Here is a 26,280-nt window from a genome sequence, read left to right on the forward strand (position 1 = left end):
ATGATCATCTCTTCCGCAACCGACTACCGGGAGGGCGCGCGGCGCCGCATTCCTCCCTTCCTGTTCCATTATCTCGACGGCGGCGCCGGCGCCGAGCAGACGCTGCGCGCCAACATCGACGACCTGCAGCAGGTGAAGCTGCGCCAGCGCGTGCTGAAGGGCTCGGAGCAACTGGACCTGTCGACCGAATGGTTCGGCGTGAAATACGACCTGCCGGTCGCGCTGGCCCCGGTGGGGCTGACCGGCATGTATGCGCGCCGCGGCGAAGTGCAGGCGGCCCGCGCGGCCGCCGAGCGCAACATCCCCTTCATCCAGTCGACCGTGTCGGTGTGCCCCCTGAAGGAAGTGGCTTCCGCATCGAAGCGGCCGATCTGGTTCCAGCTCTACGTGCTGAAGGACCGCGGCTTCATGCGCGACGTGCTGCAGCGCGCGCGCGAACTCGGCGCCACCACGCTGGTCTTCACCGTCGACATGCCGGTGCCGGGCGCACGCTACCGCGACGCCCACTCCGGCATGAGCGGCGCGTCCGGGCCGCGCCGCCGCATGTGGCAGGCGATGATGCATCCGCGCTGGGCCCTCGATGTCGGCCTGCGCGGCCGTCCGCACGACCTCGGCAACATCTCGGCCTACCGCGGCCATGCCACCGGCCTCGAGGACTATATCGGCTGGCTGGCCGCCAACTTCGATCCGGGCATCGGCTGGTCCGACCTGCAATGGATCCGCGACGAGTGGCAAGGCCCGATGGTGATCAAGGGCATCCTCGAAGCGCAGGATGCGCGCGACGCGAAGGCCTTCGGCGCCGACGGCATCGTCGTCTCCAACCATGGCGGCCGCCAGCTGGACGGCGCGCTGTCCTCGGCGCGTGCGCTGCCGGCGATCGCCGACGCGGTCAAGGGCGACCTGACGATCTTCGCCGACGGCGGCGTGCGCACCGGCACCGACGTCATCCGCATGCTGGGCCTCGGCGCCGATGGCGTGCTGCTCGGCCGCGCTTTCGTGTATGCACTCGCCACCCATGGCGAAGCCGGGGTGCGCAAGCTGTTCCAGCTGTTCGAGAAGGATATCCGCACCAACATGGTGCTGACCGGCGTGCGCTCGATCCGCGAGATCGGGCGCGACATCCTGGCCCTGTAGGCGCCGCAATCAGGCTGCTTTGGAGCGCTTCGGCTTCGCCTTGTTCGCAGCCGAAGCGGCGTTGAGCGCCGCCGCCGCCCGGATCAGCGCCTTGAAGGCCTCCGCATCGACCTGTTCGCCCTCGCGGATGTCGATCGCGCGCCGCGCATTGCCGTCCAGGCTGGCATTGAACAGCCCGGCCGGATCCTCCAGCGCGGCGCCCTTCAGGAAGGTCAGCTTGACCCACGACTTGTAGGATTCGCCGGTGCAGAGGATGCCGCCGTGCTCCCAGACCGGCGTGCCCATCCACTTCCAGCTTTCGACCACGTCGGGGATCGCTTCGCGGATCAGGCCGCGCATCCGGGCCAGGGCGGCGCCGCGCCAGTCGTCCAGGCCGGCGATGCGTTCGTCGATCAGTTGGGAGGCGCTTGTCGTCGTCATGAAAGAAATATAAGCGCGCCCTTATCAACCGGTCAAGCGGAACTAAAGCGCTGTCAGCCAACTCTGCTAGCAAGGAAGCGACAGCGTAGCAAGCGGAGGAATCGATGAGCGCAAGCGGAAAACTCGCCGGCAGGCGGATTGCCGTGCTGGCGGCGGACGGCGTCGAGCAGGCGGAACTGGACATCGCGCTGGCGGCGCTGAAGGAGGCGGACGCGCAGGTCACGCTGCTGGCCCTGCGCACCGGCCGCATCCGCGGCATGCACGGGCACCAGCCGGGCGACCTGGTGCGGGTCGACAGGAAGGTCGACGGCGCCCTCGCCGCCGATTACGACGGCTTGCTCATTCCTGGCGGCTACATCTCGCCCGACCTGCTGCGCCAGTCGGCCGCGGCGCGCGACTTCGTGCGCGGCTTCGATGCCGCCGCCAGGCCGATTGCGGCGATGTCGCACGCAGCCGTGGTGCTGGTCTCGACCGGCCTGGCCGCCGGGCGCACCCTGACCTCGTGGCCGGGCGTGCGTGACGACCTGGTGAACGCCGGCGCGACCTGGTGCAACAAGGAAACTGTACGCGACGGCCGCCTGCTCACCAGCCGGACCCCGCAGGATGCCGCCGCCTTCGTGCGCGAACTGCTGCCCTTCCTGGCCGGCGAAGGCCTGGCCGCGCCGGCCGCGCTGCAGGCGGATTCCGATCCGCCCCAGCAGGCGCCGTCGGAACTGCCCGACCAGTCGCTGCGCTGGCTGGCCGCGCCCTCGCTGGGCGCCATGCTGAGCCTGGCGATCGTCGGCGTCGGCGTGGTCGCCGCCAACCGCAGCCTGCGCAAGCGCGAATTCCGCGAGGCGCAATCCGCGCAGGCGCCGGCCGCTCCGGACGGCTGAGCAGTCCGCCGTCCTTGCGTGCGCTGGAGCGGCCCGGGAGCTTCATGATATCGTCACGCCAACTCCCGGGAGACGTACCGATGCTTTACGTGCGCCTGATCGTGCTTGCCGTGCTGTGCCTTCCGGGCCTTGCCTGGACGGCGGCGCCCCTGCGCGTCGTGCTCGACGAAAACTATCCGCCCTTCGTCCACCGCAACGCCGACGGCCAGCTGGAAGGCTACACGGTCGACCTGTGGCGCCTGTGGCAGAACAAGACCGGCAGGCAGGTCCAGCTCATGGGCGTCAACTGGGCCGAAGCCCAGCCGATGCTGGCCAGCGGCAAGGCCGACGTGATCGATCCGATCTTCCGCACCCAGGAGCGCAGCGCCATACTCGATTTTTCGAAGCCGTACACGACGGTCGTCACCGCCGTGTATGCCGACGCGTCGATCGGCGGCGTCCACGACATCGCCAGCCTGAAGGGCTTCGACGTGGGCGTCCAGGCCAGCGACGCCTGTGCCGAAGAATTGCGGCATGCCGGCGTCAGCCGCGTGCGCATCTTCCCGAATTACCAGGCCCTGGTCGACGCCGCCGCCAGCCAGACCATCAAGCTGCTGTGCATGGACCAGTATTCGGCCGACTACCGCCTGTACCAGCTCGGCCTGCAGCGCCGCTACGTCAAGGCCTTCGACGTCACCAGCAACAGCCTGCGGCGCGCCGTCAGGAAGGACGATGCCGCCACCCTTGCCATGGTCGAGGACGGCATGGCGAAGATCACGCCGGCCGAACTCGATGCCCTGCACGACAAATGGATGGGCCGCACCCTGCCCTTCGTCCTCTACAGCGAGCGCCTGCTGGTGGCGCTGCTGGCGCTGGGCGGGCTGGTGCTGCTGCTGGTCGTCTGGCTGACCTCGGTGCGCCGCGCGGTCCGCCGCCGCACCGCCGAACTCGAACGCGAGAAGGCGCAGTTGCGCACGCTGGTCGAAAGCAGCCCGGATGCGATCTGGCTGAAGGACCCCGACGGCGTCTACCTGGCCTGCAATACGCGGCTGGAACAAATGGTGGGCAAGCCGCGCCAGGAGATCGTCGGCAGGCGCGACGCCGACTTCTTCCCGCCGGACGCGGCCGGGCAGATGCGCGACACCGACCTCGAAGCGATACGTATCGGCAAGCCTCTCGCCCACGAACAGCGCCTGCTGGTGGCGGGCGATACGAAGGAACGCATCTTTGAAGCCCTCAAGACCCCGATCCTGGAGCCGGACGGGAAGATCCTGGGCGTGCTGGGCGTCGCGCGCGACGTGAGCTTGCGCCTCGAGCACGAGCGCACCATCCGCAGGCAGGAACGGCTGCTCACCGAGATGAGCGCCCTGGCCCGGATCGGCGCCTGGGAGCTCGATCCCGCGACCAGTCACCTGGAATGGACCGACGAGATCGTGCGGATCTACGAACTGCCCGCCGGCAGCCCGGTGACGCTGGCCGCCTGCCTGGCCTGCTACGGCGCGGACGACCGGGCGCGGGCCCAGCAGGCGCTCGACCAGGCCGCGGCCTTCTGCAAGCCCTTCGACCTCGAATTCCGCGTCCTCACTCCCGCCGGCACCCGCAAATGGGTGCGCGTGCTGTGCAAGCCCATGACGATGGACGGCCGCACGATGCTGGGCGGCACCGTGCAGGACGTGAGCGAGCGCCGCGACCTGGAAGAATCGATGCGGATGGCGAACATGATCTACCGCACCAGTTCGGAAGCCGTGGCGGTCACCGACGAAGCGAACCGCATCGTCGACGTCAACCCGGCCTTTACGGCGCAGACCGGCTACACGCTGGAGGAGGTGGCGGGACGCGAGCCGGCCCTGCTCGACTCCAGCATGCACGACCACGGCTTCTATGCGCGCCTGCGCCAGGAGCTGGCGGCCAAGGACCACTGGCAGGGCGAGATCCAGGACCGCAACAAGGACGGACGCTTCACGGCGAAGTTCGTCAACATCCGCGTGATCCGGCATCCGGACGGCCGCGTCTACCGCCACGTGATCCAGTTCCAGGATATCAGCGAGCAGAAGCAGAAGGACGAGGTCATCTGGCGCCAGATGAACTTCGATTCGCTGACCGGCCTGCCGAACCGCCGGCTGTTCCTCGACCGCCTGCAGCAGGACCTGAAGAAGGCCCAGGGCGCCGGCCGCCGGCTGGGCGTGCTGCTGCTCGACATCGACCGCTTCAAGGACATCAACGACGGCTATGGCTACGCGCGCGGCGACGAGGCCCTGATCGAGCTGACCCGGCGCATGGCGCGCCGCATTCCGGCCGATGCGACCATGGCGCGCCTGGGCGGCGGCATGTTCGCGATCGCGGTCGGCCAGGGTGAGCACCGGCTGCACCTGGAGACCATCGCCGGCGCCCTGATCGACGCGGTGGCCGCGCCGCTGCGCCTAGGCGCCGACGAGCTGGCCTACCTGTCGGCCAGCATCGGCATCAGCGTCTATCCGGACGACGTCGCCGATGCCGCCGAGGTCCAGGCCGACAAGCTCCTCGCGAATGCCGAACACGCGATGTACCTGGCCAAGCGCGCCGGCCGCGGCCACTTCCAGTATTTCACCAACGCGCTCCAGCAGCAGGCCGCCGGCAAGCTGCGCCTGACCAACGAGCTGCGCATGGCGCTGGCGCGGCGCCAGCTGCACGTGTACTACCAGCCCATCGTCGAGGCGGCCACCGGGCGCGTGCGCAAGGCCGAGACCCTGCTGCGCTGGGAGCACCCGGAACTGGGCTCGGTCAGCCCGGCCATCTTCATCCCGCTGGCCGAGGAGGCCGGCCTGATCGACGAGATCGGCGACTGGGTGCTGGACGAGGCCATCGCCAGCATCGCGCGCTGGCGCGAGAAATACGACTGCCTGATCGAGCTGAGCGTGAACATCTCGCCGATGCAGTTCGAGCGCCAGCGCCGGCTGAGCTGGCTCGAGCGCATCCTCGAGCTGGAATCGGCGGGCCGCAGCATCACCATCGAGATCACCGAAGGGATGCTGGTGAGCGATGCGGCCCAGGTCTCGCGCTGCCTCGGCGCCCTGCACCAGGCCGGCGCCAAGGTGTCGATCGACGATTTCGGCACCGGCTTTTCCTCGCTGGCCTACCTGAAGAATTTCGACGTCGACTATCTGAAGATCGACAAGTCCTTCATCGACCAGCTGACCGAGGACGGCAGCAGCGACAAGGCGGTCACGGAGGCGATCATCGGCCTGGCGCACCGCCTCGGGATCGAAGTGATCGCCGAGGGCGTCGAGCACGCGGCCCAGCGCGACCTGCTGGCCACCTTCGGCTGCGACTACATCCAGGGCTGGTACTACTCGAAGGCCCTGCCGCGCGATGCGTTCGAAGCGTACATGGAACGCCAGATGGCGTATTGAATGCGTGTCAGCGCGGCGCGGACGGCGTGCAGGGCGGCGGCGTCTCGGCGGCGCCGGGCTTCAACGCGGCCCTGAACGCCGGACGCCGCATCTCGTCGAGCGAAAACCACAGCGACTTGCGCGCCAGCGGCAGCAAGGCCGCGAGCTGGGGGTTCGGCAGTTCGACCACATGCCGCCGCTCCAGGTCGGCGGCCGCGATCTTCGACGCGAAATAACTGTAGAACAGGCGGTCGAAGGAACCGTCGGCGATGGCCGCTTCGAGGCCGCGTCGGATCTCGTCCGCCAGCCCGGCATTCGTGCGGTTGACGAAGAAATACGCGTCGGTCGGATAGCGCAGCACCAGGTGCGGCTCGACCGCCAGGCCCGGATAACGTCCGACCTCGTCGAACACCTGCTGGACGGCGCGCGGGAAATAATCGATCCGGTTCGCCTCCAGCATCTTGAACATGCCGTCGTAGGCCGACGACACATGGACCGGCAGGCCGCTCGCGCGCAGGATGCCGACGTCCGGCCAGTCGTGGCCCTGGCCGGCGACAAAGGCCTTCAGCTGCTCCGCCGTGCGGACTTCTGCAAACTGCGCCAGGCGCTCCTTCCGGACCAGCGCGACGCGCCAGCCGAGCAGGCCCTTGGTGAGCGGGATCGGCACCGCCAGCAGCTTCGCCTCGCGCTCCGCCGAGGTCATGGTGAGCATGATGTCCAGCCCCCCCGTCCCGTGCGCCAGTTCGTACACGGCGCGCCCCTGCTTCATCGGTTCGGCGCTGTACACCAGGGTATGGCAGGCATGGGCCTTGGCGAAGGCCAGCTTCAGCAGCGCCACGCCATAGGGGTCACGGTCGCGGTCGCTCCACTCCGGACGCAGGTAGGTATAGGTGGCGGCACGCGACGGCAATGCACCGAGGCAGAGTGCACACAACAGGAAGGCGATGAATCGGCGCATGGGATGGTCATCAGGACGCACGACGGCCGCGCGAATGTCACGATGCTAACCGCTCAGGCTGCCAGCAGGCAATCCCATGCTTCATGAATGCAACACAGCAAGAGGAACGGTTTTCCTGAACATGCAATCTTTCCAAGATTGCATTATTCTTCGCTCATGACCCAATATACGCTCCAGCAAAAAGTTTTTCTTTTCCTCCTGATTATCGTCACCATCGGTTTCGTCTGGATCCTGACGCCCTATGCCGGCGCGGTGTTCTGGGGGATCGTGCTGGCGATCCTGTTCATTCCCCTGCAGCGGCGCCTGCTGCGCGCGACCAACCAGAAGCCCAACCTTGCCGCCATGCTCACCCTGCTGTCGATCGTGGTGATGGTGATCATTCCGGTCGCCCTCATCAGCGCCTCGCTGGTGCAGCAGGCGGTCGGGATCGTCGACATGATGCGGTCCGGCCACGTCGACTTCGGGCGCTACTTCAGCCAGATCATCGGTGCGCTGCCGGACTGGCTGGTCGGCCTGCTCGATCGCTTCGACCTCACCAGCATGGCCTCGCTGCAGGAAAAGCTCACCAGCGTCGCGTCCCAGGCCAGCCAGGTGACGGCCAAATACGCCCTCAACTTCGCCAGCAACACCTTCGATTTCCTGGTCAGCATGACCATCATGCTCTACCTGCTGTTCTTCCTGCTGCGCGACGGCCATTCGCTGGCGGGGCGCATCAGGACCGCGGTGCCGCTCAGTTTCAATTACAAGAAGCGCCTGTTCAACAATTTCACCACCGTGATCCGCGCCACCGTCAAGGGCAACGTGCTGGTGGCGATGGCGCAGGGCGCGCTGGGCGGGCTGATCTTCTGGATCCTGCACGTGCAGGCGCCGCTGCTGTGGGCAGTGGTGATGGCCTTCCTGTCGCTGCTGCCGGCGGTCGGCGCCGCCATCGTGTGGGCGCCGGTGGCGGTGTACTTCCTGGTGACGGGCTCGGTCTGGCAGGGCGTGGTGCTGATCGCCTTCGGCGTGTTCGTGATCGGCCTGGTCGACAACCTGCTGCGTCCGCTACTGGTCGGCAAGGACACCAAGATGCCGGACTATGTGGTGCTGCTGTCGACCGTCGGCGGCATGGCCCTGTTCGGCCTGAACGGTTTCGTGATCGGGCCGGTGATCGCGGCGCTGTTCATCGCGACCTGGGATCTGTTCTCGACGGCAGAGGAGTTTCATCAGGAATAAGAGCGGCATAAGAGCGCCCGTTACTTGCCGTCGGGCAATAAAGTATATACTCGCGGCCTTCGCCTCCAAAGGAATCACATTGAAAGAACAGCGAGTCCACGCCCGCAAGCTGATACGGGAGCAAGCCTATCTGGCGGACGCGCGCACGAGCTCCTGGACACCGGTGGTCCTGCTCGATATTTCCCAGTGCGGCATCAGTTTTGCGTCCCCGACGGCAATCACCAAGGACGAGCTGCGCCAGCTGCACTTCAGGATGCCCGGCAGCGCGCTGCTGCACCGCGCGCTGGTCCACATCGTGCATCACTCGACCTCCGGCGTGCCGGTCGGATTCAAGGTCGGGGCCAGGTTCGACGAGCTCGGCGCGGACACGAAACAGGCGATCGCAGCATTCCTGGACGCATAAGCTCATCTTATATCCTTACAGTGTTGTAGTTATACGACGAAGCCATGGTTGCCGAAGGGTAAATTGATTAGGATTCAATTTTCCCTAGGAGCAAACCGCTTTGAAACTCACCCCGCTTCGCCACTCGCTGCTGCTCGCCCTGTACGGCGGCGCAGCCCTTGCCGCCCTGCCCTCCGGCGCCTCGGCCCAGACGAGCGCACCGGCCGCCTCGTCCGACACGAGCATCCAGAGCGTGAACATCGTCGGCTCGCGCCGCGTCGGCAATACCTCGGCCACCGACACCCCGGTCCCGGTCGACTACATCCCGCTGACCAAGTCGGCCGAGCAAGGCGGCCAGTTCGACCTGGCCCAGACCCTGGCGAATATTTCGCCTTCGTTCAACTCGACCCGCCAGACCGGCGCGGACGGCGCCGACCTGGTCGACTCCGCCGCCCTGCGCGGCCTCGGCTCGGACCAGACCCTGGTGCTGGTGAACGGCAAGCGCCGCCACACCACCGCCCTGGTGAACCTGTTCGGCGCGCGTAACCGCGGCAATACCGGCACCGACATGAACGCGCTGCCGCTGATGGCCATCAAGGACGTGCAGGTGCTGCGCGACGGCGCCGCCGCGCAATACGGGTCCGATGCGATCGCCGGCGTGATCAACGTCGAGCTGAAGAAGAGCCTGGGCTGCGAATCGATCGTCGGCTTCGGCGAATACTCCAGGCACGACGGCAAGAACTGGCTGGCCTCGGCCTACTGCGGCATCGCGGTGGCGGACGGCGTGCTGGGCATCACCGGCGAATACTACGACCGCGGCCGCTCCAACCGCGCGGACCCCGACAACCCGCGCACCATCGGCGACACCAAGAGCCAGAACAAGACCGTCTACCTGAACGGCGAATTCCCGATGGGCCCTGGCAAGCTCTACCTGACCGCCGGCGCCCAGACCCGCGACGCCTCCTCGGCAGCGTGGGCGCGCGGCGGCATCGGCTCGGACGACATCCCCTCGCGCAACTCGGCGGCGATGTATCCGGACGGCTTCGTCCCCTACATCAACGGCGACATCGACGACCGCTACGCCATCCTCGGTTACCGCACCCGCATCGGCGAATGGGCCGGCGACTTCTCGCAGACCTACGGCTACAACCGCATGCGCTACACCATCGCGCACACGCTGAACGCCTCGATCGCCAACCAGGACCTGCTCAATGGCGGCAAGGGCATCAGCCCCTCGCAGTTCAACGCCGGCGGCTTCTCCTTCCGCCAGCTGACCACCAACGCCGACTTCAGCCGCTACTACGCCGACATCCTCGGCGGCCTGAACGCCGCCTTCGGCTTCGAGTACCGCGCCGAGAACTACCAGATCTTCGCCGGCGAACCGGGTTCCTACAACGACGTCGACGGCCTGGGCGTGGGCGGCAATGCCGGCAGCCAGGGCTTCCCGGGCTTCCAGCCGGGCGACGCCACCAGCCGCGACCGCCACAGCAGCGCCGCCTACCTCGACTTCGAAGCCGACCTGAGCGCCCGCACCAAGCTGCAGGCCGCCCTGCGCCACGAGCGCTACTCGGACTTCGGCTCGACCACGACCGGCAAGCTGGCCGGTTCGTTCCGCGCCACCGAGGACGTGCTGCTGCGCGCCTCCGCCAGCACCGGCTTCCGCGCGCCGTCGCTGCAGCAGGTCTACTTCTCCTCGACCTTCACCGACTTCATCAGCGGCGTGCCGATGGACGTGGTGCTGGCGCCGAACGGCGGCAAGGTCGCCAACGCGGCCGGCATCCCGCAGCTGCATGAAGAGAAGTCGAAGAGCTACACCCTGGGCATGACCTGGACCCCGACCAAGTCGGTCTCGGTGACCGCCGACCTGTACCACATCGACATCGACGGCCGCATCGTGCTGTCGGGCCGCTTCGACGCCGAGAACTACCCGGCGCTGGGCGCGACCCTGGCGTCGCTGGGCGTGGGCCAGGCGCAGTTCTTCGTGAACTCGATCGACACCCGCACCCAGGGCCTGGACCTGACCGCCTCGCACCGCATGGACGTCGGCGGCGGCAAGCTGGTCACCTACCTGGCGATGAACTTCAGCCGCACCGAAGTGACCGGCGTGCACGCCCCGGCCGCGCTGGCCGGCTTCGAGGACGTGCTGCTGTCCGAGCGCGAGCGCCTGTTCATCGAGCAGGGCGGCCCGCGCCGCAAGGCGACGCTGGACTTCGACTACCTCAAGGGCCAGCTCGAAACCGACTTCCGCATCGTGCACTACGGTCCGCAGACCCTGGGCACCTTCTCGGGTCCGCCGGTGCCGAACCAGTACTACAAGTCGAAGACCTCGGCCGACCTGTCCTTCACCTGGGCCTTCACCGACAAGACCAAGCTGACCGTGGGCGGCACCAACATCTTCAACGTGCACCCGACCGTACAGAATCCGGACGAGACCGACAACGGCTTCAAGTACGAGAGCGTGCAATTCGGCCTGAACGGCGCGGCGTATTTTGCGCGCCTGGCGCACAAGTTCTAAAGCGCCCCGGCTCTGGGGGCAGCACCTTGCCGGTCGCCCCCAGACCTTACCCGTCGCCCCCGCGCAGGCGGGGGTCCAAGCTTGTTCGCGTTTCGATAGCGCAAGCAGAACTTGGGCCCCCGCCTCCGCGGGGGCGACGTTTTTGGCGGGGGCGACGTTTTTGGCGGGGGCGACGTTTGTAGCGGTTCTATCGGAACTGGTCCTTACACGAGTTGTGTTAATTTGATGACCGATGACGCGGCTCAATTGCCCCGATGATGTGTAGTCATTCATAACGGCAATGCACAGCATGGACCCTTTACCGTTATTGTCGCTGGTCGTACCGTTCTATAACGAAGAAGAAGTGATCGGGCAGTTTTTCGAGCGGGTCATTGCCGAGCTCGAAGCCATCCCCGGCATCCGCTTCGAGATCGTCTGCGTCAACGACGGCAGCCGCGATCGCACGCTCGATCAGCTGATCCTTGCCTCGCGCCGGGACGGGCGGGTGCGCGTGATCGACCTGACCCGCAATTTCGGCAAGGAGGCCGCCCTCACGGCCGCCATCAACGAGGCGCGCGGCGACCTCATCGTCCCCTTCGATGCCGACCTGCAGGATCCGCCGCAGGTGATCGGCAAGCTGGTCGATAAATGGCGCGAAGGCTACGACGTCGTGCTGGCCAAGCGCGTCGACCGCGAATCCGATTCCCTGCTCAAGAAATGGACCGCGGTCTCGTTCTACCATTTCCACAACGACGTTTCGGACGTCAAGATCCCGGAAAACGTCGGCGATTTCCGCCTGTTCACCCGCACCGTCTGCGACGCCCTGAAAGCGCTGCCGGAATCCTGCCGCTTCATGAAGGGCCTGTTCGCCTGGGTCGGCTACCGCACCGCCGTGGTCGAGTACGTGCGCGAGGCGCGCGTGGCGGGCAAGAGCAAGTTTTCCGGCTGGAAGCTGTGGAACTTCGCACTCGAGGGCATCACCAGCTTCAGCACCGTGCCGCTGCGGGTCTGGACCTATCTCGGGCTGTCGGTGGCGCTGATGGCGATGAGCCGCGCGATCTACCTGGCCGCCCGCACCCTGATCTACGGCGTCGACGTGCCGGGCTATGCCTCGCTGGCCACCGCGATCCTGCTGCTGGGCGGCATCCAGCTGATCGGCATCGGCGTGCTGGGCGAATACATCGGCCGGATCTATCTCGAATCCAAGGGCCGTCCGATCTACCTGGTGCGCCAGCGCTTCGAAGGGACCTCGCCGCATGCATGACGGGACCATCTCGAGCCGGGCCGCGTCCAGCCGCGCGACCCGCGTCATGCTGGGCCGCTTCCTGGTCTACGCGATGGTCGGCGCGGCCGGCACCGCCGGGCACTATGCCTTCCTGATCACGGCCGTCTCGGCGGGGATGCTGGCGCCGGTGCCGGCCTCGGTCCTCGGCGCCGTCGTCGGCGCCATCATCAACTTCGTGCTGAACACCCTGATCACCTTCCGCGGCCGGCTGGCGCTCGGCACGGCGGCGCGCTTCTTCGCCACGGCGGCGCTGGCGGCCGCCGCCAACGGGGCGCTGATGTCGGCCCTGCTGGCGGCCTTCGCCATCGACTACCGCCTGGCCCAGCTGCTGATCACCGCGCTGCTGCTGTGCGCGACTTTCCTCATCAATTCGGCATGGACCTTCCGCGCAGCGAAGACGCGCTGAGCCCGGCCGCCGGTGCGCCACCTCATGCGCCGCCGGCCCGCCCGCCGCTGGCCCGCTCCCGCTTCATCCTGCTGTGCGGCGCGATCGGCCTGCTCGCCCTGCTGCTGCGCCTGCCGACCCTGGCCAGCCGCTCGCTGTGGCTGGACGAGACCTACAGCGCCTGGTTCGCGGCCAGGCCGCTGCACGCGCTGTGGACCGAGGTGCCGCTGTACGAGACCCATCCGCCCTTCTACTACACGCTGCTGAAGGGCTGGAGCGCGCTGTTCGGCCGAAGCGAGGCCGCGCTGCGCAGCCTGTGCATGCTGGCCAGCGTGCTGACCGTGGTCCTGATGCCCGTGTGCGCGCGCTGGGCGCGGCTGGGGGCGCGCGCCGAGCGCATCGGCCTGCTGGCCGCGCTGCTGCTGGCGGTGAACGCGAACAGCATCCTGTACGCCCAGCAGGCCCGCCCTTACGCCATCCACGCCCTGGCCGGGATGCTGGCCGTGTTCTTCTCCTGCATGCTGGTGCTGGAACTGGCGCGGCCGGCGGCGCCGGAGCGCCGCTCGCGCCTGTGGACCTGGGTGGCCGGCCTGGCCGTCAGCGCCAGCCTGGCCCTGTGGCTGCACAACACCGGCGTGTTCGCCGCCTTCGGCATCTGGACCGGCATGACGGCCGGCCTGCTGCTTGCCGCGCCCGGTCCGCGCAAGCGCCAAGCCATCGCGGTCGGCCTGGCCGGCCTCGGCGCCCTGCTGCTGTGGTCGCCCTTCCTGCCGATGCTGCTGCGCCAGAGCGCGGCGATGGCCAAGCTCTCGTACTGGATCCGCTTCAGCCCCGGCAAGATCACCGGCGCCTGGACCGTGATGGCGGGCGGCCAGCTGCTGCACTACCCGGTGCTGGCGCTGGTGCTGCTGGCCTTCGCCTGGCTGTGGAAACGCTCGCGGCCCCACTTCTGGCTGCTGGGCTGCACGATGGCGCTGCCGGTCCTGGCGATGGGCGCCTACAGCCTGCTGGTCAAGCCGGTCTTCCTGTCGCGCCTGTTCGAATGGCTGGCGCCGCTGACCATGGGGCTGGCGGCGCTGGGCATCGCCGCGCTGCGCCGGTCCTGGCGGCTGCCGGCCCTGGTCGTGGTGCTGGCCCTGTCGGCGTGGGAAGTGCAATCCTTCTACCGCTCCCACACCGAGAACTGGCGCGAGATGCTGGCGCAGTTACAGCACGATGCCCGGCCCGGCGACCTGGTGCTGGCCTTCCCGAACGAGGTGCAGATGCCGGCCACCTACTACATGAAGCGCGGCCCGGCCGTGACTTACCTGCCGGCGCCCTTCCCGGCGCTGGGCCTGGCGCGTCCTTACACCGGCAACGCCGGCGCGCCGAATATCGTGCCGGCAGACGCCGCGCGCCTGCGTTCCCTGCTATGGGGCCGGCAGCGGGTATGGCTGATCGAGCGGCGCGCGGATCTGTACGATCCGACCGGGATCGTGGTGAAGGAACTGGCGGCTTGCTGCCGGCTGGTGCGCAAGGCCGATGGGATCGGCGGCAACATCAGCTTGTACGAAGCGAAAAAATTGCCTCTTATAAATTAATTTTCTTAAAAGCACGCTTTATAAATGCTAACATATTTGCACTTTCTCTGAACCCAGCCAACGCGCAGGTATGTCGTGAGCACTACAAAAACCGTGAGCGAATCCGATGTGGCCATTGCACGCGCCACGGGATTTTCGGAATGTGCGATTGCGCTTCGCCGCGCGCTCACCACGACCCCGATCGGGTGGTTGCTTGCCGTATGGTTCTGCTGGGATCATGCCCCCTTGCACTCGATCCTGGCCTGGCTAGGCTGCGCCGCCGCCATCTGGGCTGGCAGCCTGTGGGACTTGCAGCGGGTGATCCGCAGCGGCGCGAAGTTGGCGGTGCATCGGCATCACCTGTACTGGATTGCCGGGCTGGATGGACTTGCGTGGGGTCTGCTGACCTGGTTTCTGATGGGGTACGACCCGGTGCTGGATGCTGTACTGATGGCCCTGCTCTGTGGCGTCACCTCGATCAATGCCCAGGTCTATGGCACCTACGTATCGGCCTACTATTGGCAGATCGGGGCCATCTGGACGGTCTCGGTGCTGGGCTTGCTGCATGCCGATCGGGGTCGGACCGCAATCGATTTCGCGCTTGGCCTGAGCGTGTTCATCGCCCTCACCGCGTATTACACGCGCGCCATCTCAAAACGTTTGTTCGAAGGCATTCGCCTGCAGCATGCCAACGGTTTATTGGCAGCGCAATTGCGCACCGCGCTGCAGAAGGTGGAACTCGATGCGGCTACCGACGCGCTGACGGGGCATGGGAACCGCCGGGCGCTCGACGAAATCCTCAAGCAGCAGCTTGCGCTGCACCGTTACGGCGACAAGCCTTTTTCCATCCTGATGCTGGACATCGACTTCTTCAAGAGCATCAACGATGAATTCGGCCACATGGTGGGCGACGATGTGCTGCGCTCGTTCGCGCAAAGGCTGCGCGAGTTCCTGCGTTCAGGCGATTTTTGCGCGCGCTTTGGCGGCGAGGAGTTCGTCGTCGTCCTGCCGGACACGACCCTGTCCACGGCCGTGGACGTCGCGGAGCGTATCCGCAGGGGCGTTGCCCAGTCGCCGCTCCTGGAAACGCCGAGGGTGCAGGCAAGCACCTCCATCGGCGTGGCGACCATCGAACAAGAGCAGGGTATCGGTGAACTGCTTGCGGCCGCGGATGCAGCGGTCTACCTTGCCAAGAATGCCGGACGCAACCAGGTGCGTTCGTGCGTGCGGATGCCGGCGCCTGTCGGCAGCATGCAAGGCTGAGCGCTCAGACCGGAAAGCGCACCGTCGCCGCCAGCCCCTTCAGGCGCTCGGATTCTCCCAGCACCAGCGTCGCTCCATGCCGCTCGGCGATCGCCTTGATGATGGCCAGGCCCAGGCCCGAGCCGGCGGCCTCGCTGCCGGGCACGCGGTAGAAGCGGTCGAACACGCGCTCGCGCTCCTCGGCCGGGATGCCGGGGCCGCTGTCCTCGATGGTGACGCTCATGGCGCCCTGCTCCGCCGCCACCGACACGTCGACCGTGCCGCCGGCCGGGGTGTACTTGATCGCATTGTCGACCAGGTTGCGCAGCAGGATCATCAGCGCTTCCGGCTGGCCTTCGACCTCGCCGCCGTCGGCGCGCTGCAGGCCGAGGTCGATGTGCTTGTTCTGCGCCACGCCGATCAGGTCGGCCACCGCGCGCTTGGCGAGGTCGGCCAGCACCACCGGCTGGTGCGGCGCGGCGCTGGCTTCCTGGCGCGCCAGCACCAGCAGCTGCTCGACCAGGCGGGTCGCGCGCTCGATGCCGGCCGACAGGCGCGACACCGCCAGCTTGCGCGCTTCGAGGCTGTCGGCGCGGCTGTCGGAACGTTCCAGGCTCTGCACCTGCAGCTTGAGCGCGGCCAGCGGCGTGCGCAGCTCGTGGGCGGCGTCGGCCACGAAAGTCTGCTGGGTGTCGAAGGCCTGGCGCACGCGTCCGAACAGCAGGTTCAGTTCCTGCACCAGCGGCCGCACCTCGTCCGGCAGGCCGGCGTCCGACACCGGCGACAGGTCGTCGGCCTGGCGCGAGGCGAGCTGCTTGCGCACGCGCGCGACCGGCTCCAGCGAGCCGCTGACCACCCACCACACGACCAGCATCAGGATCGGCATCATCACCGCGATCGGCCCCAGGGTGCGCAAGGCCAGGCTGCTGGCCATGCTCCTGCGCACCGCCAGGTCCTGGGCCACCTGCACGGTCTGGTTATTCGTCTGGATCGAGAAGATGCGGTAGGTCGTGCCGTTCGCGCGCACGTTGGAAAAGCCGAGCACCGCGCGCTGCGGCAGGCGCGCGTGCGAGACGCTGCGGAACACCTGCACGCCGTCCGGCGACCAGACCTGCACCACCAGGTCGTCGTTGCCGGTCAGGGGCGTGTCGACATTGCCGGCTTCCTCGCTGTTGGCCAGCGGGACGCGCGAGCGCAGCGACAGCGCCATCTGCTGCATGTGGTAGTCGAAGATCTGGTCGGCGTCGGCCAGCGCGGAGCGGTAGGCGATCGAGGCCTGGGCGACGGCGGCGATGGTGATCGCGGCCAGCAGGTACCACAGCAGGCGGCCGCGCAGGGAATGGGTGAGCTTGACCTTGGTTTTACCGGGACTCATGCCTTCGGCACCATGTAACCCACGCCGCGCACGTTCTGGATCAGGTCACTGCCGAGTTTCTTGCGCAGCCCGTGGATGTAGACTTCCACCGCATTGCTGCTGACTTCGTCGCGCCAGCTGTACAGTTTTTCTTCCAGCTGCGCCCGCGACAGCACCGCGCCCGGACGGGCGACCAGCGCTTCCAGCACGGCCCACTCGCGCGCGGACAGCACGACCGGCTGGCCATCGACCAGGGTCTCGCGGGTGGCGGGGTTGACGGAAATGTTCTTGTATTCGAAGACGGGTTCGGCGCGCCCGGCGGCGCGCCGCATCAGCGCACGGATGCGCGCCAGCAGTTCGTCGAGGTCGTAGGGCTTGAGGACGTAGTCGTCGGCGCCGGCATCGAGGCCGGCGATGCGCTGGGCGACGGAATCGCGCGCGGTGGCAACTAGGACGGGCGTGCGGTCCTTGCGGGCCCGCATCGTGCGGAGCACCTCGAGCCCATCCTTGCGCGGCAGGCCCAGGTCGAGCAGCACCAGGTCGTAGTTCTGGTTCTGCATCAGGGCCGTGTCGGCCATCTCGCCGTCCTTGACCCAGTCAACGGCGTAGTGCTCGGCCCTGAGCAGGTCGAGCACCACTTCGCCGATCATCGTATCGTCTTCCACCAGCAACAGCCGCATCAAATCCCCCGATTCTATGAAACCCATGCGGATAGAAGAAACTTGCGAGCTTTTAGTTTACTGGAGGGACCTTAATCCCCCCTTAAACAGACCCTTAAGCAATCCTTAGCCGATCCGGACGGGGAAGAAGATTTTGTCATCTCCGCGCTGGATCAGCAAGGCGACCGACTTGCTGGACTTGCCGACCGCGTCGCGCACCTGCTCGACGCTGTTGACCGCCTTGCCGTTCACCGACAGCAGCACGTCACCCGGCTGGATGCCGGCCACCTGCGCCGGGCCGCCCGCATCCTCGATCAGCAGGCCGCTGGCGATGCCGGACTGGCGGCGCTCGAGCGGATCCAGCGGACGCAGGGCCAGGCCGAGCTTGGCGCCCTTGTCGACGCTGGCCAGGCTGTCGCGGCCAGCCGGATCCGGCTTGTCGTTGGCATTCGCCAGGGTCGCGTTCAGCTGGACGATCTTACCGTCGCGCCAGACGTCGAGCGCGATCCTGTCGCCCGGCTTGGCAACCGACACGATGCCGGTCAGGTCGCCGCCGGCGACGATCGGCTGGCCATTGATCTTGCGGATCACGTCGCCCGGCTTGAGGCCGGCCTTGTCGGCCGCGCCGCCGCGCTCGACGTTCGAGACCAGCGCGCCTTCCGGCGTCTCCAGCTTGAACGAATCGGCGAAGCCCTGGCCCACATCCTGGATCATGACGCCCAGCTTGGCATGCTGCACCTTGCCGGTGGTGACGATCTGGTCCTTGATGCGTACCGCGACGTCGATCGGGATCGCGAACGACAGGCCCTGGTAGCCGCCGGTCTGGCTGTAGATCTGCGAGTTGATGCCGACCACCTCGCCGCGCGTGTTGAACAGCGGGCCGCCCGAGTTACCCGGGTTGACCGCGACGTCGGTCTGGATGAAGGGCACCTGGTCGCCCGGCAGCGAGCGGCCTTTCGCGCTCACCACGCCGGCCGTCACGCTGCTTTCCAGGCCGTAGGGCGAGCCGATCGCCAGCACCCATTCGCCGACCTGCAGGTTGCGGGTGTTACCGATCGGGACCACCGGCAGGTTCTTGGCGTCGATCTTCAGCACGGCGACGTCGGTTTTCGGGTCCGAGCCCAGGACTTTGGCGCGGTATTCGCGGCGGTCCTGCAGCTTGACCGTGACTTCGTCGGCATCGCGCACCACGTGCGCGTTGGTCAGGATGACGCCGTCCGGGCTCACGATGAAGCCCGATCCAGCGCCGTAAACGAGTTCGCGCCCGCCTCCGTTGCCGCCGCGTGGCTGCTGCGGCTGGAAGCGGCGGAAGAATTCGTAGAAAGGATCGTCCTCGTCGACCTGCGGCATCTGCTGGCGCTGCGACACCTTGGTGGTGCCGACGACGCGCACGTTCACCACAGCCGGGCCGTTGTGCGAGACGATCCTGGTAAAGTCGGGCAAGCCCACGGCGGCCGGATTGCCGGCCACCGGGGCCGGGGTCGCGGCGACCGGAGCTTGTGCGGGCGCCTGCGCCTGCGCGACAGCTTCGGCGGCGGCGACGGCGTTGTTGTGATTGACTGCAACCGCGCCCACCGCTCCGCCAATGACACCGGCCGCGCAAAGGGCCAGGGTGAGACGTTTTGCGGTGATGGCGGTAACTGCACCTTCGGTAGCCATGTACGTACTCCCAGATTGGAAAAGTGGTTTGTGGAGACTGCTTTTTTGGTGCGATCAGTTTCTCGCAGCAGCCTTAAATCACTCTTAAGCTTGAGCTTGGATACGCTTACGCCCAGCTTAAGCAGGGTGGGCACCACGTGCCCACGCGGACGTAAAAAGAGGCGCTCGTGGCGCCTCGTCTTTCATTGGTGGGCAGGGACTGCCCACCTGCGTCGCTTACGCGGCGTGCTGTTGCTGTTGCGGCTGCTCCAGCACTTGCACGTTGTCGGTGTTGCCGTTGGCGTCCGCGATCGCGATCTTGCGCGGCTTCAGGGCCTCGGGCACTTCGCGCACCAGTTCGATGGTGAGGATGCCGTTGTCGAAGCCGGCGCTGACGACCTTCACGTGGTTGGCCAGCTGGAAGCGCTGCTCGAAATCGCGCTGGGCGATACCGCGGTGCAGGTAGTGACGCTGGACCTCGTCTTTCTGCTTGCGGCCGGTCACGTGCAGGGTGTCGCGTTCGGAGACGATCTCGATCTCGTCGCGGCTGAAGCCGGCAAGCGCCATCACGATGCGGTATTTGTCTTCGCTGACCAGTTCGACGTTGTACGGCGGGTAGCTCGGCGCGGCTTCGGCGCGCTGCTCGAGCATATTCACCAGGCGGTCGAAGCCGATGGCGGAACGATACAGGGGAGTCAGGTCAAAAGTACGCATGATGAAATATCCTTTTAAGGTTAAGCGATAAGTTTCCGGACCTCATCGTGAGCATCCGGTGAGACCAATCTAATGCCATCCCCACCCGTTTTCAAGACATACGAAATATCGTTTTTAATTAACTTTTTCGAATTTTATTTGCATCGATGCATCAGAGCATCATCCTCTGCCGAGCGGTGCTACACTCGGCCACTTGTTGCATTTTTGTCCTACATTTAACGCTTTCAGCCATGACCGCACACCACTCGCATCGCCGCTTCAAGACGCTGGCTACCCGCTCCGCTTCCGCGCTCGCCCTGGCGCTCACGCTCGCCTTCCCGGCGCAAGCCGAGGTCCCGGCGCCGGTCGACCAGCCCTACCCCGGCACCATCGTCCTGAACGTCGACGCGACCAACCTGGCGCAGCAGATCTTCCGCATGCGCATGAGCATTCCGGTCAAGCCGGGCCCGCTGACCCTGCTGTATCCGCAGTGGCTGCCGGCCAACCACGGCCCGAACGGCCCGATCACCCAGCTGGCCGGCCTGAAGTTCACGGCCAACGGCAAGCCGGTCGAATGGACCCGGGATCCGGTGCAGGTGTTCGCCTTCCACGTGAACGTCCCGGAAGGCGCGAGCGTGCTGGAAGCGGAGTACCAGTACCTGTCGCCGCTCGACGGCGCGCAGGGCCGCATCACCATGACCGACGAGATCCTCGGCGTGCAGTGGCCCTCGGTGACGCTGTACCCGGCCGGCTATGTGGCGCGCCGCATCACGGTGCAGCCGAACCTGAAGCTGCCCGCGGGCTGGCAGTACGCCAGCGCGCTGGAAACCGACAGCCGCCAGGGCGATGAAGTCCACTTCAAGCCGCACGACCTCGAAACCCTGATCGACTCGCCGCTGTTCGCCGGCCACTACTACAAGCAGTTCGACCTCGACCCCGGCGCCAGGGTGCCGGTGCGCCTGAACGTCTTCGCCGACACGCCGGAGAGCCTGGAAGCCAAGCCGGAGCAGATCGAACCGCACCGCAAGCTGGTCCAGCAGGCGTATAAACTGTTCGGCTCGCACCACTACAAGCATTACGACTTCCTGTTCGCGCTGTCGGACGAATTCGGCGGCATCGGCCGCGAACACCACCAGTCGAGCGAGAACGGCGTCAAGCCGGGCTACTTCACGGAGTGGGCCAAGGGCGAAGCCGGGCGCGACCTGCTGCCGCACGAGTACACCCACTCCTGGGACGGCAAGTTCCGCCGCCCGGCCGGCCAAAACGTCCCCAACTTCAACACCCCGCTGCAGAACGAGCTGCTGTACGTCTACGAAGGCCAGACCCAGTTCTGGGGCAATGTGCTGGCCGCGCGCTCGGGCCTGGTGTCGATGGCCGGCGCGCGCGATGCGCTGGCCGCCACCGCCGCGCGCTACGACAGCGTCACCGGCCGCGCCTGGCGCGCGATGCAGGACACGGTCTACGACCCGATCCTGAATGCCCGCCGTCCGCTCGGCTGGGCCAACTGGCAGCGCAGCGAAGACTACTACTCGGAAGGCCAGCTGATCTGGCTCGACGTCGACACCCTGATCCGCGAAAAATCGGGCGAGAAGCGCTCGCTGAACGACTTCGCGCGCGCCTTCTACGGCATCGACGACGGCAGCTTCCTGCCGGCCTATTACACCTTCGAGGACGTGGTCGCGGCCCTGAACAAGGTCCAGCCCTACGACTGGGCGACTTTCCTGCGCACGCGCCTGGACGGCCACGGCCCGGGCGCCCCGCTGGACGGCCTGGCGCGCGCCGGCTGGAAGCTGGTCTACACCGACACCCCGACCGACTACATCAAGAGCTACGACGAGCGCATCAAGGGCGCCGACCTGAGCTACTCGGTGGGCTTCACGGCGACCGCCGACGGCAACGTCCGCAACGTGATCTGGGACGGTCCGGCCTTCCGCGCCGGGCTGGCCGCCAACACCAGCATCGTCGCCGTCAACAACCACGTCTACAAGCCGGACGTGCTGAAGAAGGCAATCAAGGCGGCGAAGGACGGCAAGGAGCCGATCCAGCTGCTGGTCAAGAAGGGCAATGTGCTGCGTACGATTTCGCTGGACTACCACGGCGGCCTGCGTTACCCGCGCCTGGAGCGCGTCCCGGGCACCAGGGACCGTCTCGAGGAGATCTATTCCGCGCTGAAGTAAGCCTTCGCCAGTAAGCCTTCGCCAGAAAGGAACAGACATGGACGTGATGCCGATTTTGCCGGAAACCGAAGTCGAAGCGGCAGCGGCCCTGCACCTGGGACGCCTGCTGTTCGTGTTCGGCCGGGTGGAACTGGTCCTCGGCCAGGCGCTGGTGCATGCCGCTCCTGCCGAGGCATTCGAGCGCGAGACCGTCAGGGTCGAAAAGCTGGATTTCGACAGGAAGCTGCTTGAATTCGAAGCCGTGGTAAAGCAGCGCCATGCGGACGACGCCGCGCTGCTGGCGCGCTGGGAGCGCTGGTTCGCGGCGGCGAAGACCCTGCGCACACTGAGGAGCGCGTTTGCGCACGGCCGCTGGGGCTTCCAGAACCTGCAGCAGCAGATCATCCATGTCTCCAGCCTGCCGGGCAACCCGAACCAGGACGAGGTCCGCTATACCCTCGCCGGATTCGTGGCGCGGATCGCCGAGGCCGAGGACGTGGCCGAGGAGCTCTGCGCGCTGACCGCTTCCTACCGCCTGGGGTAGCTCAGGCGCCGCCCATGATCTCCGCCAGCTCGGCGGCGACCTGCTGCGCCAGCAGGTGGATGTGGTAGCCGTCGACGAAGCCGTGGTGGGCCTGCACCGAGAACGGCAGCTGCAGGCCACCATCCGGACCGGTGCGGAATTTGCCCCATGCCAGCGAAGGGATGTCCGGCGTGGCCAGCGAGGCCATCGGATGCTGGATCGAGGTGAAGTCCAGCCAGGGCATGCAGGTGACGAAGACCTGGTCCTTGGCATCGCGCGGCGACATGCTGCGGTACTTCTGGTTCAGCGCCGTCATGTTCCCCGCCTCCTCGCGCGCCGCCTGGCCGTTGGCGACGAACCGGCGCACGTCGTCCGACCAGTCGAACTGGGCGAAATTCAGGTCGAAGTGCTGGTTGACCACGGTGAAGGACGGGTGCAGGCGCTCGATGCGGATCACCTCGCCCTCATGCACGCGGTAGCGGAAGTTCTCGACCTTCAGGACCGAGCGCAGCACCGCGAACAGCAGCACGTGGAAAGGCGCCAGCGCCTGCGCCTTGCACCAGGGCCGGAAGTCCGGCAGGTCCATCCGGAAGCACAGGTTGACCGCCGGGCTCTCCATGCGGTCGAAGAACTCGAAGCGGTCGCGCCGCCGTTCAAACCCCCGTTCAAACATAGCGCGCGCTCCAGGCCGCGATCACGCTCGCCACATAGGCCGCGTCTTCCTTGCCCGTGACGAGATGGTCGATGCCGTCCAGCGAGACGAAGCTCTTCGGATGCTGGGCGATGCCGAAGATGCGGCTGGCGTTGTCGACGTCGACGGTGCCGTCCTGCGGCGCATGCATCACCATCAGCGCACGGCCCAGGCCGGCGATCCGCTCGTGCAACTGGTGCCGGGTCGCATCCTCGACGAAGTGCTGGCGGATATTGAAGTCGCGGCCGGCCAGGCGCACGCGCGCCTCGCCCAGCTGCTCGATGGTGTCGACGTGCTCGGACAGCAGCTTGTCGACCACGTAATGCGGATCGCTCGGCGCGGCGATCGTCACCACGGCCGTCGATTCGGGAATGCGGTGGGCCGCCGCCAGCACCGCGGTGCCGCCCAGGCTGTGGCCGATGAGGAGCCTGGGCGCGGCGAATGTCCGGCGCAGGAAGTCGGCGGCGGCGACCAGGTCTTCGACGTTGGACGAAAAATTCGTGTCGGCGAATTTGCCGTGGCTGTTGCCGAGACCGGCGAAGTCGAAGCGCAGCACGGCCACGCCGAGGTCGGCCAGGCCCTGCGAAATGCGGGTCGCGGCCAGGACGTCCTTGCTGCAGGTAAAACAGTGGGCAAACAGCCCGTAGGCGCGCGGCGGGCCGTCCGGCGCGTCGAGCTTGGCCGAGATCTTGCCGTGCGGGCCCTGGAAATCCATGCGTTCGGTGAGCATCTGTTTCTGTACTTGCTGGAGAAGGCGCCACTGTGCACGGAATCAATGAAGCTTGCAACTCGCTTGCGAAATCACTCACGGATCTGCAAGTTGTTGTCCCTGGCGAAATTCACGACAAAGTGATAAGCCAGGGGCTCGACGCTCTTCAAGGCATGGTTGACCACCACGGCCTTGACGCCATTCACCATCGTTGGTTGCACATAGCGGGAATAGCGCAGGTGCGCGTTCGGACCGTTGCCGGCAGGCGGCCCGAAGCAGGACATGACACCGCACAGGCGCTCCGCCCAGTCGCTGGGGCGGAACTGCCTGCCGTCCTGGGTCACGCCCAGGATGATGAACTCGTCGGATTTCAATATCAGAAGCGATGCTGGATGCCGGTGGTGATGCCGGTCTGCGTGCTGTCGAATCCCGCTTCGTCGCGCGACAGTCCGGTCAGCTGGCCGTGATCGGCCCTGGCATGCGCCGCGACGGCATACAGGAAGGTGCGCTTCGACAGCGCATACTTCGCACGCAGCACCAGCATGGTCGGATCGGCGTCCTTCTCTGCAGGCACGTTCAGCGTATTGATATGGTAGACGGCGCCGGTGAGCGTCAGCTTGCCGATCACTCGGTTCACGCCGGCCCAGTAGGTATCGGCGCGCAGGTCGGCGGTGGCGGCCTTGCCGGATTCGAGCTTGTAGCCGCGCATCGCAGCCGTATACTTCCACGGGCCGGAAGTGTAATCGGCACCCAGGTGATAGGCCCGGGTCTCATCGTGGCGCCCGGTGGCGGCCACGTTGTTGCCGTTGATTTGCTCGTAGGTCGCCATGACGCCCAGGCCGTTGCCGAACCAGGTGCCACCAAGCGCATACTTGCGGCCGTCGCTGGCGCTGCCCGGCTGTTCGCCCAGGCCGACCGTCGCGCTGAGGGTGAAGCCGCCCGCATGCCCGGTGTATTTGACCAGGTTGTCGAAGGCCGTTGTCATGCCATATTTCGAGGGGCCGGTGGCGCTGCCGGTGGTTGCCCAGGAATAGTTCGGCGCATAGCCCATCGGATCGAACTTGCTCACCAGGTCATAGGTCGTGGTGAACGAACGGCCGATGATGACCCGGCCAAAACTCCCGTCCAGCCCGACGTTGGCCTGGCGTTTGAACAGCGTGCCGCCGTTGTCGCCCGTGTCCACATTGACCTGGCCTTCCAGGTTGAACACCGCCTTCAGGCCGTTACCGAGATTCTCGCTGCCGCGCAGGCCCCAACGGGACGTGTTGCTGCCGCCCGAGATGACGCGTGTTACTGAACCGCCGTTGGCATCGGCATGGTTGGTGTACGACACGCCGGCATCGAGGATGCCATAGAGCTGTACGTTTTCCTGGGCTGCGGCCTGTTCGCTCAGGCAAAGCGCTGCCAGGACGGCGAGCGCGAGCGTCGCTTTCTTCATGATGTCTCCGGTTATTTCATTGTTATGTCGGCAGGGAATGCATTCCGTTCCCTGATTCCCTGCCGATGGGTAAGCGGCCGATGAGCCGCCTCCGTTCAGCTGCCCTTGCGGGACTTGAACGCGGGAACGAACAGGTCCGTCCAGTTGGCCGGGCTGGTCTTGATCGTGCGTGCCTTGCTCATGAAGGAGACGTATTCCATCATGCCGGTGGGGGTCGTGCTGAACTGGGTGTCCGGGTCGGCCAGGATCTGCTCGACTTCCGCCTGGTTCATCTTGACCTTGGATACGCGCAGGAAGATTTCAGCCGCGCCCTTGCGATTCGCCGCAATGTAGGCATTGGCTTCTTCCTGGGCCGCCATGAAGGCCTGGGTCAGTTTCGGGTTGGTTTCCGTAAAATGCTTGGGAGCGAACACGACATCCAGCGTGATATTTCCCAGCAATTCACTGGAATTGAGGATGCGGTGGATCTTCGGATCTTTCAGTTCCTGGTAGGAGAACGGCGGCGACGTGAAGTGCGCCGTGACCTCGGTCTTGCCGGACAGCAGAGCGCCAACCGCGTCCGGGTGGCTCAGGCTGATCGTCATGGGATCGAGCTTGGCGTAGTTTTCCGCACCCATGGTCTTGGCGGCAGCCATCTGCAGTACCACGGCCGACAGGGAGGTCTTGATGCCGGGGACCGCAATCTTGTCTTTCGGCGTGAAGTCCTTGAGGGACTTGATGGCAGGGTTATTCGTGTTCAGCCACAGCGACGAGGTGCTCAATGCGCCGAGGCTCGTCACTTCCGAGCGCGGGATGCCCTGCGCCTTCGACCACAGGGTGATGAAGCCGGGAGCGCCGGTGCCGGCGATGTCCAGGTTACCCGCCAACATGGCGTCGTTGATCACATTGCCGCCGTCCAGCGTCAGCCAGGTCGTCTTGACCGCGCCCAGCCCCAGCTTTTGCGCCTGCTTTTCGATCAGCTGCTGGTCGCGCATGACCATCAGCGGCAGGTAGAGGATGCCATAGCCGTGCGAGATGCGGACCGTGGAAGCTTCGGCCTGGGCGCTCAGGGGCGCGCCGGCCAGGGTGAATGCGGCCAGCGCGGCGGCGGCCATGAAAGTACGTCGTGTCATGCTTGTCTCCA

At 66.4% G+C, this 26,280-nt stretch carries 23 protein-coding genes; 12 read left to right on the forward strand and 11 right to left on the reverse strand.

Going from position 1 to position 26,280, the window contains the following annotated elements:
• Positions 1–1,134, forward strand: a complete 1,134-nt coding sequence (gene lldD / locus AM586_RS08895; RefSeq protein WP_047823713.1) for an FMN-dependent L-lactate dehydrogenase LldD — start codon at positions 1–3, stop codon at positions 1,132–1,134.
• A gap of 9 nt (positions 1,135–1,143) precedes the next feature.
• Here the strand turns inward: lldD and AM586_RS08900 are convergent, their stop codons facing one another.
• Positions 1,144–1,554, reverse strand: a complete 411-nt coding sequence (locus AM586_RS08900) for a DUF1801 domain-containing protein (protein ID WP_047823711.1) — start codon at positions 1,552–1,554, stop codon at positions 1,144–1,146.
• Positions 1,555–1,658: 104 nt separating this feature from the next.
• On the opposite strand from AM586_RS08900, the gene AM586_RS08905 reads away from it, so the two are divergent.
• Together AM586_RS08905 and AM586_RS08910 are read left to right on the forward strand one after the other, a co-directional pair.
• The gene (locus AM586_RS08905) at positions 1,659–2,429 is read left to right on the forward strand and encodes a type 1 glutamine amidotransferase domain-containing protein (protein WP_047823709.1); all 771 of its coding nucleotides are present in this window, start codon (positions 1,659–1,661) and stop codon (positions 2,427–2,429) included.
• A gap of 80 nt (positions 2,430–2,509) precedes the next feature.
• The gene (locus AM586_RS08910) at positions 2,510–5,797 is read left to right on the forward strand and encodes an EAL domain-containing protein (RefSeq protein WP_052233396.1); all 3,288 of its coding nucleotides are present in this window, start codon (positions 2,510–2,512) and stop codon (positions 5,795–5,797) included.
• Positions 5,798–5,804: 7 nt separating this feature from the next.
• Here the strand turns inward: AM586_RS08910 and AM586_RS08915 are convergent, their stop codons facing one another.
• Positions 5,805–6,734 (reverse strand): ABC transporter substrate-binding protein, encoded by a 930-nt coding sequence (locus AM586_RS08915; protein ID WP_197416395.1) that lies wholly within the window; start codon positions 6,732–6,734, stop codon positions 5,805–5,807.
• A 156-nt stretch (positions 6,735–6,890) separates the two neighbouring features.
• Here AM586_RS08915 and AM586_RS08920 point away from each other — a divergent pair, with 156 nt between their 5' ends.
• The 7 genes from AM586_RS08920 (at position 6,891) to AM586_RS08950 (ending at position 15,317) form a co-directional block, all read left to right on the forward strand.
• Positions 6,891–7,949 (forward strand): AI-2E family transporter, encoded by a 1,059-nt coding sequence (locus AM586_RS08920; RefSeq protein WP_047823707.1) that lies wholly within the window; start codon positions 6,891–6,893, stop codon positions 7,947–7,949.
• Positions 7,950–8,028: 79 nt separating this feature from the next.
• Positions 8,029–8,352 carry a PilZ domain-containing protein gene (locus AM586_RS08925; protein WP_047823705.1) on the forward strand — a complete coding sequence of 108 codons (324 nt, stop codon included), beginning with the start codon at positions 8,029–8,031 and terminating at the stop codon, positions 8,350–8,352.
• 100 nt (positions 8,353–8,452) lie between these two features.
• Entirely contained in the window at positions 8,453–10,846 is a 2,394-nt protein-coding gene (locus AM586_RS08930; protein ID WP_047823703.1) for a TonB-dependent siderophore receptor, read from the forward strand.
• 280 nt (positions 10,847–11,126) lie between these two features.
• A complete protein-coding gene (locus AM586_RS08935; RefSeq protein WP_047823701.1) occupies positions 11,127–12,089 on the forward strand; it encodes a glycosyltransferase family 2 protein in 963 nt (320 codons plus the stop codon).
• Positions 12,082–12,516 (forward strand): GtrA family protein, encoded by a 435-nt coding sequence (locus AM586_RS08940; protein WP_052233395.1) that lies wholly within the window; start codon positions 12,082–12,084, stop codon positions 12,514–12,516. The genes AM586_RS08935 and AM586_RS08940 overlap by 8 nt, the downstream gene beginning before the upstream one ends.
• Positions 12,486–14,075 (forward strand): glycosyltransferase family 39 protein, encoded by a 1,590-nt coding sequence (locus AM586_RS08945; RefSeq protein WP_047823699.1) that lies wholly within the window; start codon positions 12,486–12,488, stop codon positions 14,073–14,075. Before AM586_RS08940 ends, AM586_RS08945 begins: the two co-directional genes overlap by 31 nt.
• 93 nt (positions 14,076–14,168) lie before the next feature.
• Positions 14,169–15,317: a diguanylate cyclase gene (locus AM586_RS08950; protein ID WP_156328133.1), complete on the forward strand. Its 1,149-nt coding sequence runs from the start codon at positions 14,169–14,171 to the stop codon at positions 15,315–15,317.
• Positions 15,318–15,321: 4 nt separating this feature from the next.
• On the opposite strand, the gene AM586_RS08955 is transcribed toward AM586_RS08950, so the two are convergent.
• The 4 genes from AM586_RS08955 to AM586_RS08970 all read right to left on the reverse strand — a co-directional run bounded on the left by AM586_RS08955 (position 15,322) and on the right by AM586_RS08970 (position 19,661).
• Entirely contained in the window at positions 15,322–16,671 is a 1,350-nt protein-coding gene (locus tag AM586_RS08955) for an ATP-binding protein (protein ID WP_047823697.1), read from the reverse strand.
• Positions 16,668–17,330 carry a response regulator transcription factor gene (locus AM586_RS08960; protein WP_047823695.1) on the reverse strand — a complete coding sequence of 221 codons (663 nt, stop codon included), beginning with the start codon at positions 17,328–17,330 and terminating at the stop codon, positions 16,668–16,670. Before AM586_RS08960 ends, AM586_RS08955 begins: the two co-directional genes overlap by 4 nt.
• A gap of 105 nt (positions 17,331–17,435) precedes the next feature.
• Positions 17,436–18,968 carry a Do family serine endopeptidase gene (locus AM586_RS08965; protein ID WP_047823693.1) on the reverse strand — a complete coding sequence of 511 codons (1,533 nt, stop codon included), beginning with the start codon at positions 18,966–18,968 and terminating at the stop codon, positions 17,436–17,438.
• Between the two features lie 216 nt (positions 18,969–19,184).
• Positions 19,185–19,661 carry an Hsp20 family protein gene (locus AM586_RS08970; RefSeq protein WP_047823691.1) on the reverse strand — a complete coding sequence of 159 codons (477 nt, stop codon included), beginning with the start codon at positions 19,659–19,661 and terminating at the stop codon, positions 19,185–19,187.
• A gap of 230 nt (positions 19,662–19,891) precedes the next feature.
• Here AM586_RS08970 and AM586_RS08975 point away from each other — a divergent pair, with 230 nt between their 5' ends.
• Positions 19,892–21,817 carry a M61 family metallopeptidase gene (locus AM586_RS08975; protein WP_047823689.1) on the forward strand — a complete coding sequence of 642 codons (1,926 nt, stop codon included), beginning with the start codon at positions 19,892–19,894 and terminating at the stop codon, positions 21,815–21,817.
• A 37-nt stretch (positions 21,818–21,854) separates the two neighbouring features.
• Entirely contained in the window at positions 21,855–22,340 is a 486-nt protein-coding gene (locus tag AM586_RS08980; RefSeq protein WP_047823687.1) for a hypothetical protein, read from the forward strand.
• A 1-nt stretch (position 22,341) separates the two neighbouring features.
• On the opposite strand, the gene AM586_RS08985 is transcribed toward AM586_RS08980, so the two are convergent.
• The 5 genes from AM586_RS08985 to AM586_RS09005 all read right to left on the reverse strand — a co-directional run bounded on the left by AM586_RS08985 (position 22,342) and on the right by AM586_RS09005 (position 26,269).
• Positions 22,342–22,992 carry a CatA-like O-acetyltransferase gene (locus AM586_RS08985; protein WP_047823685.1) on the reverse strand — a complete coding sequence of 217 codons (651 nt, stop codon included), beginning with the start codon at positions 22,990–22,992 and terminating at the stop codon, positions 22,342–22,344.
• Positions 22,985–23,740 (reverse strand): S9 family peptidase, encoded by a 756-nt coding sequence (locus tag AM586_RS08990; protein ID WP_047823683.1) that lies wholly within the window; start codon positions 23,738–23,740, stop codon positions 22,985–22,987. Before AM586_RS08990 ends, AM586_RS08985 begins: the two co-directional genes overlap by 8 nt.
• A 71-nt stretch (positions 23,741–23,811) precedes the next feature.
• A complete protein-coding gene (locus tag AM586_RS08995; protein ID WP_307163362.1) occupies positions 23,812–24,093 on the reverse strand; it encodes a DUF3579 domain-containing protein in 282 nt (93 codons plus the stop codon).
• Positions 24,094–24,095: 2 nt separating this feature from the next.
• Positions 24,096–25,157, reverse strand: a complete 1,062-nt coding sequence (locus tag AM586_RS09000) for a porin (RefSeq protein WP_047823681.1) — start codon at positions 25,155–25,157, stop codon at positions 24,096–24,098.
• A gap of 95 nt (positions 25,158–25,252) precedes the next feature.
• Positions 25,253–26,269, reverse strand: a complete 1,017-nt coding sequence (locus AM586_RS09005) for an ABC transporter substrate-binding protein (RefSeq protein WP_047823679.1) — start codon at positions 26,267–26,269, stop codon at positions 25,253–25,255.
• Between the last annotated feature and the right edge of the window lie 11 nt (positions 26,270–26,280).

It is taken from the genome of Massilia sp. WG5 (assembly GCF_001412595.2).
Classification (GTDB): Bacteria; Pseudomonadota; Gammaproteobacteria; order Burkholderiales; family Burkholderiaceae_D; genus Telluria.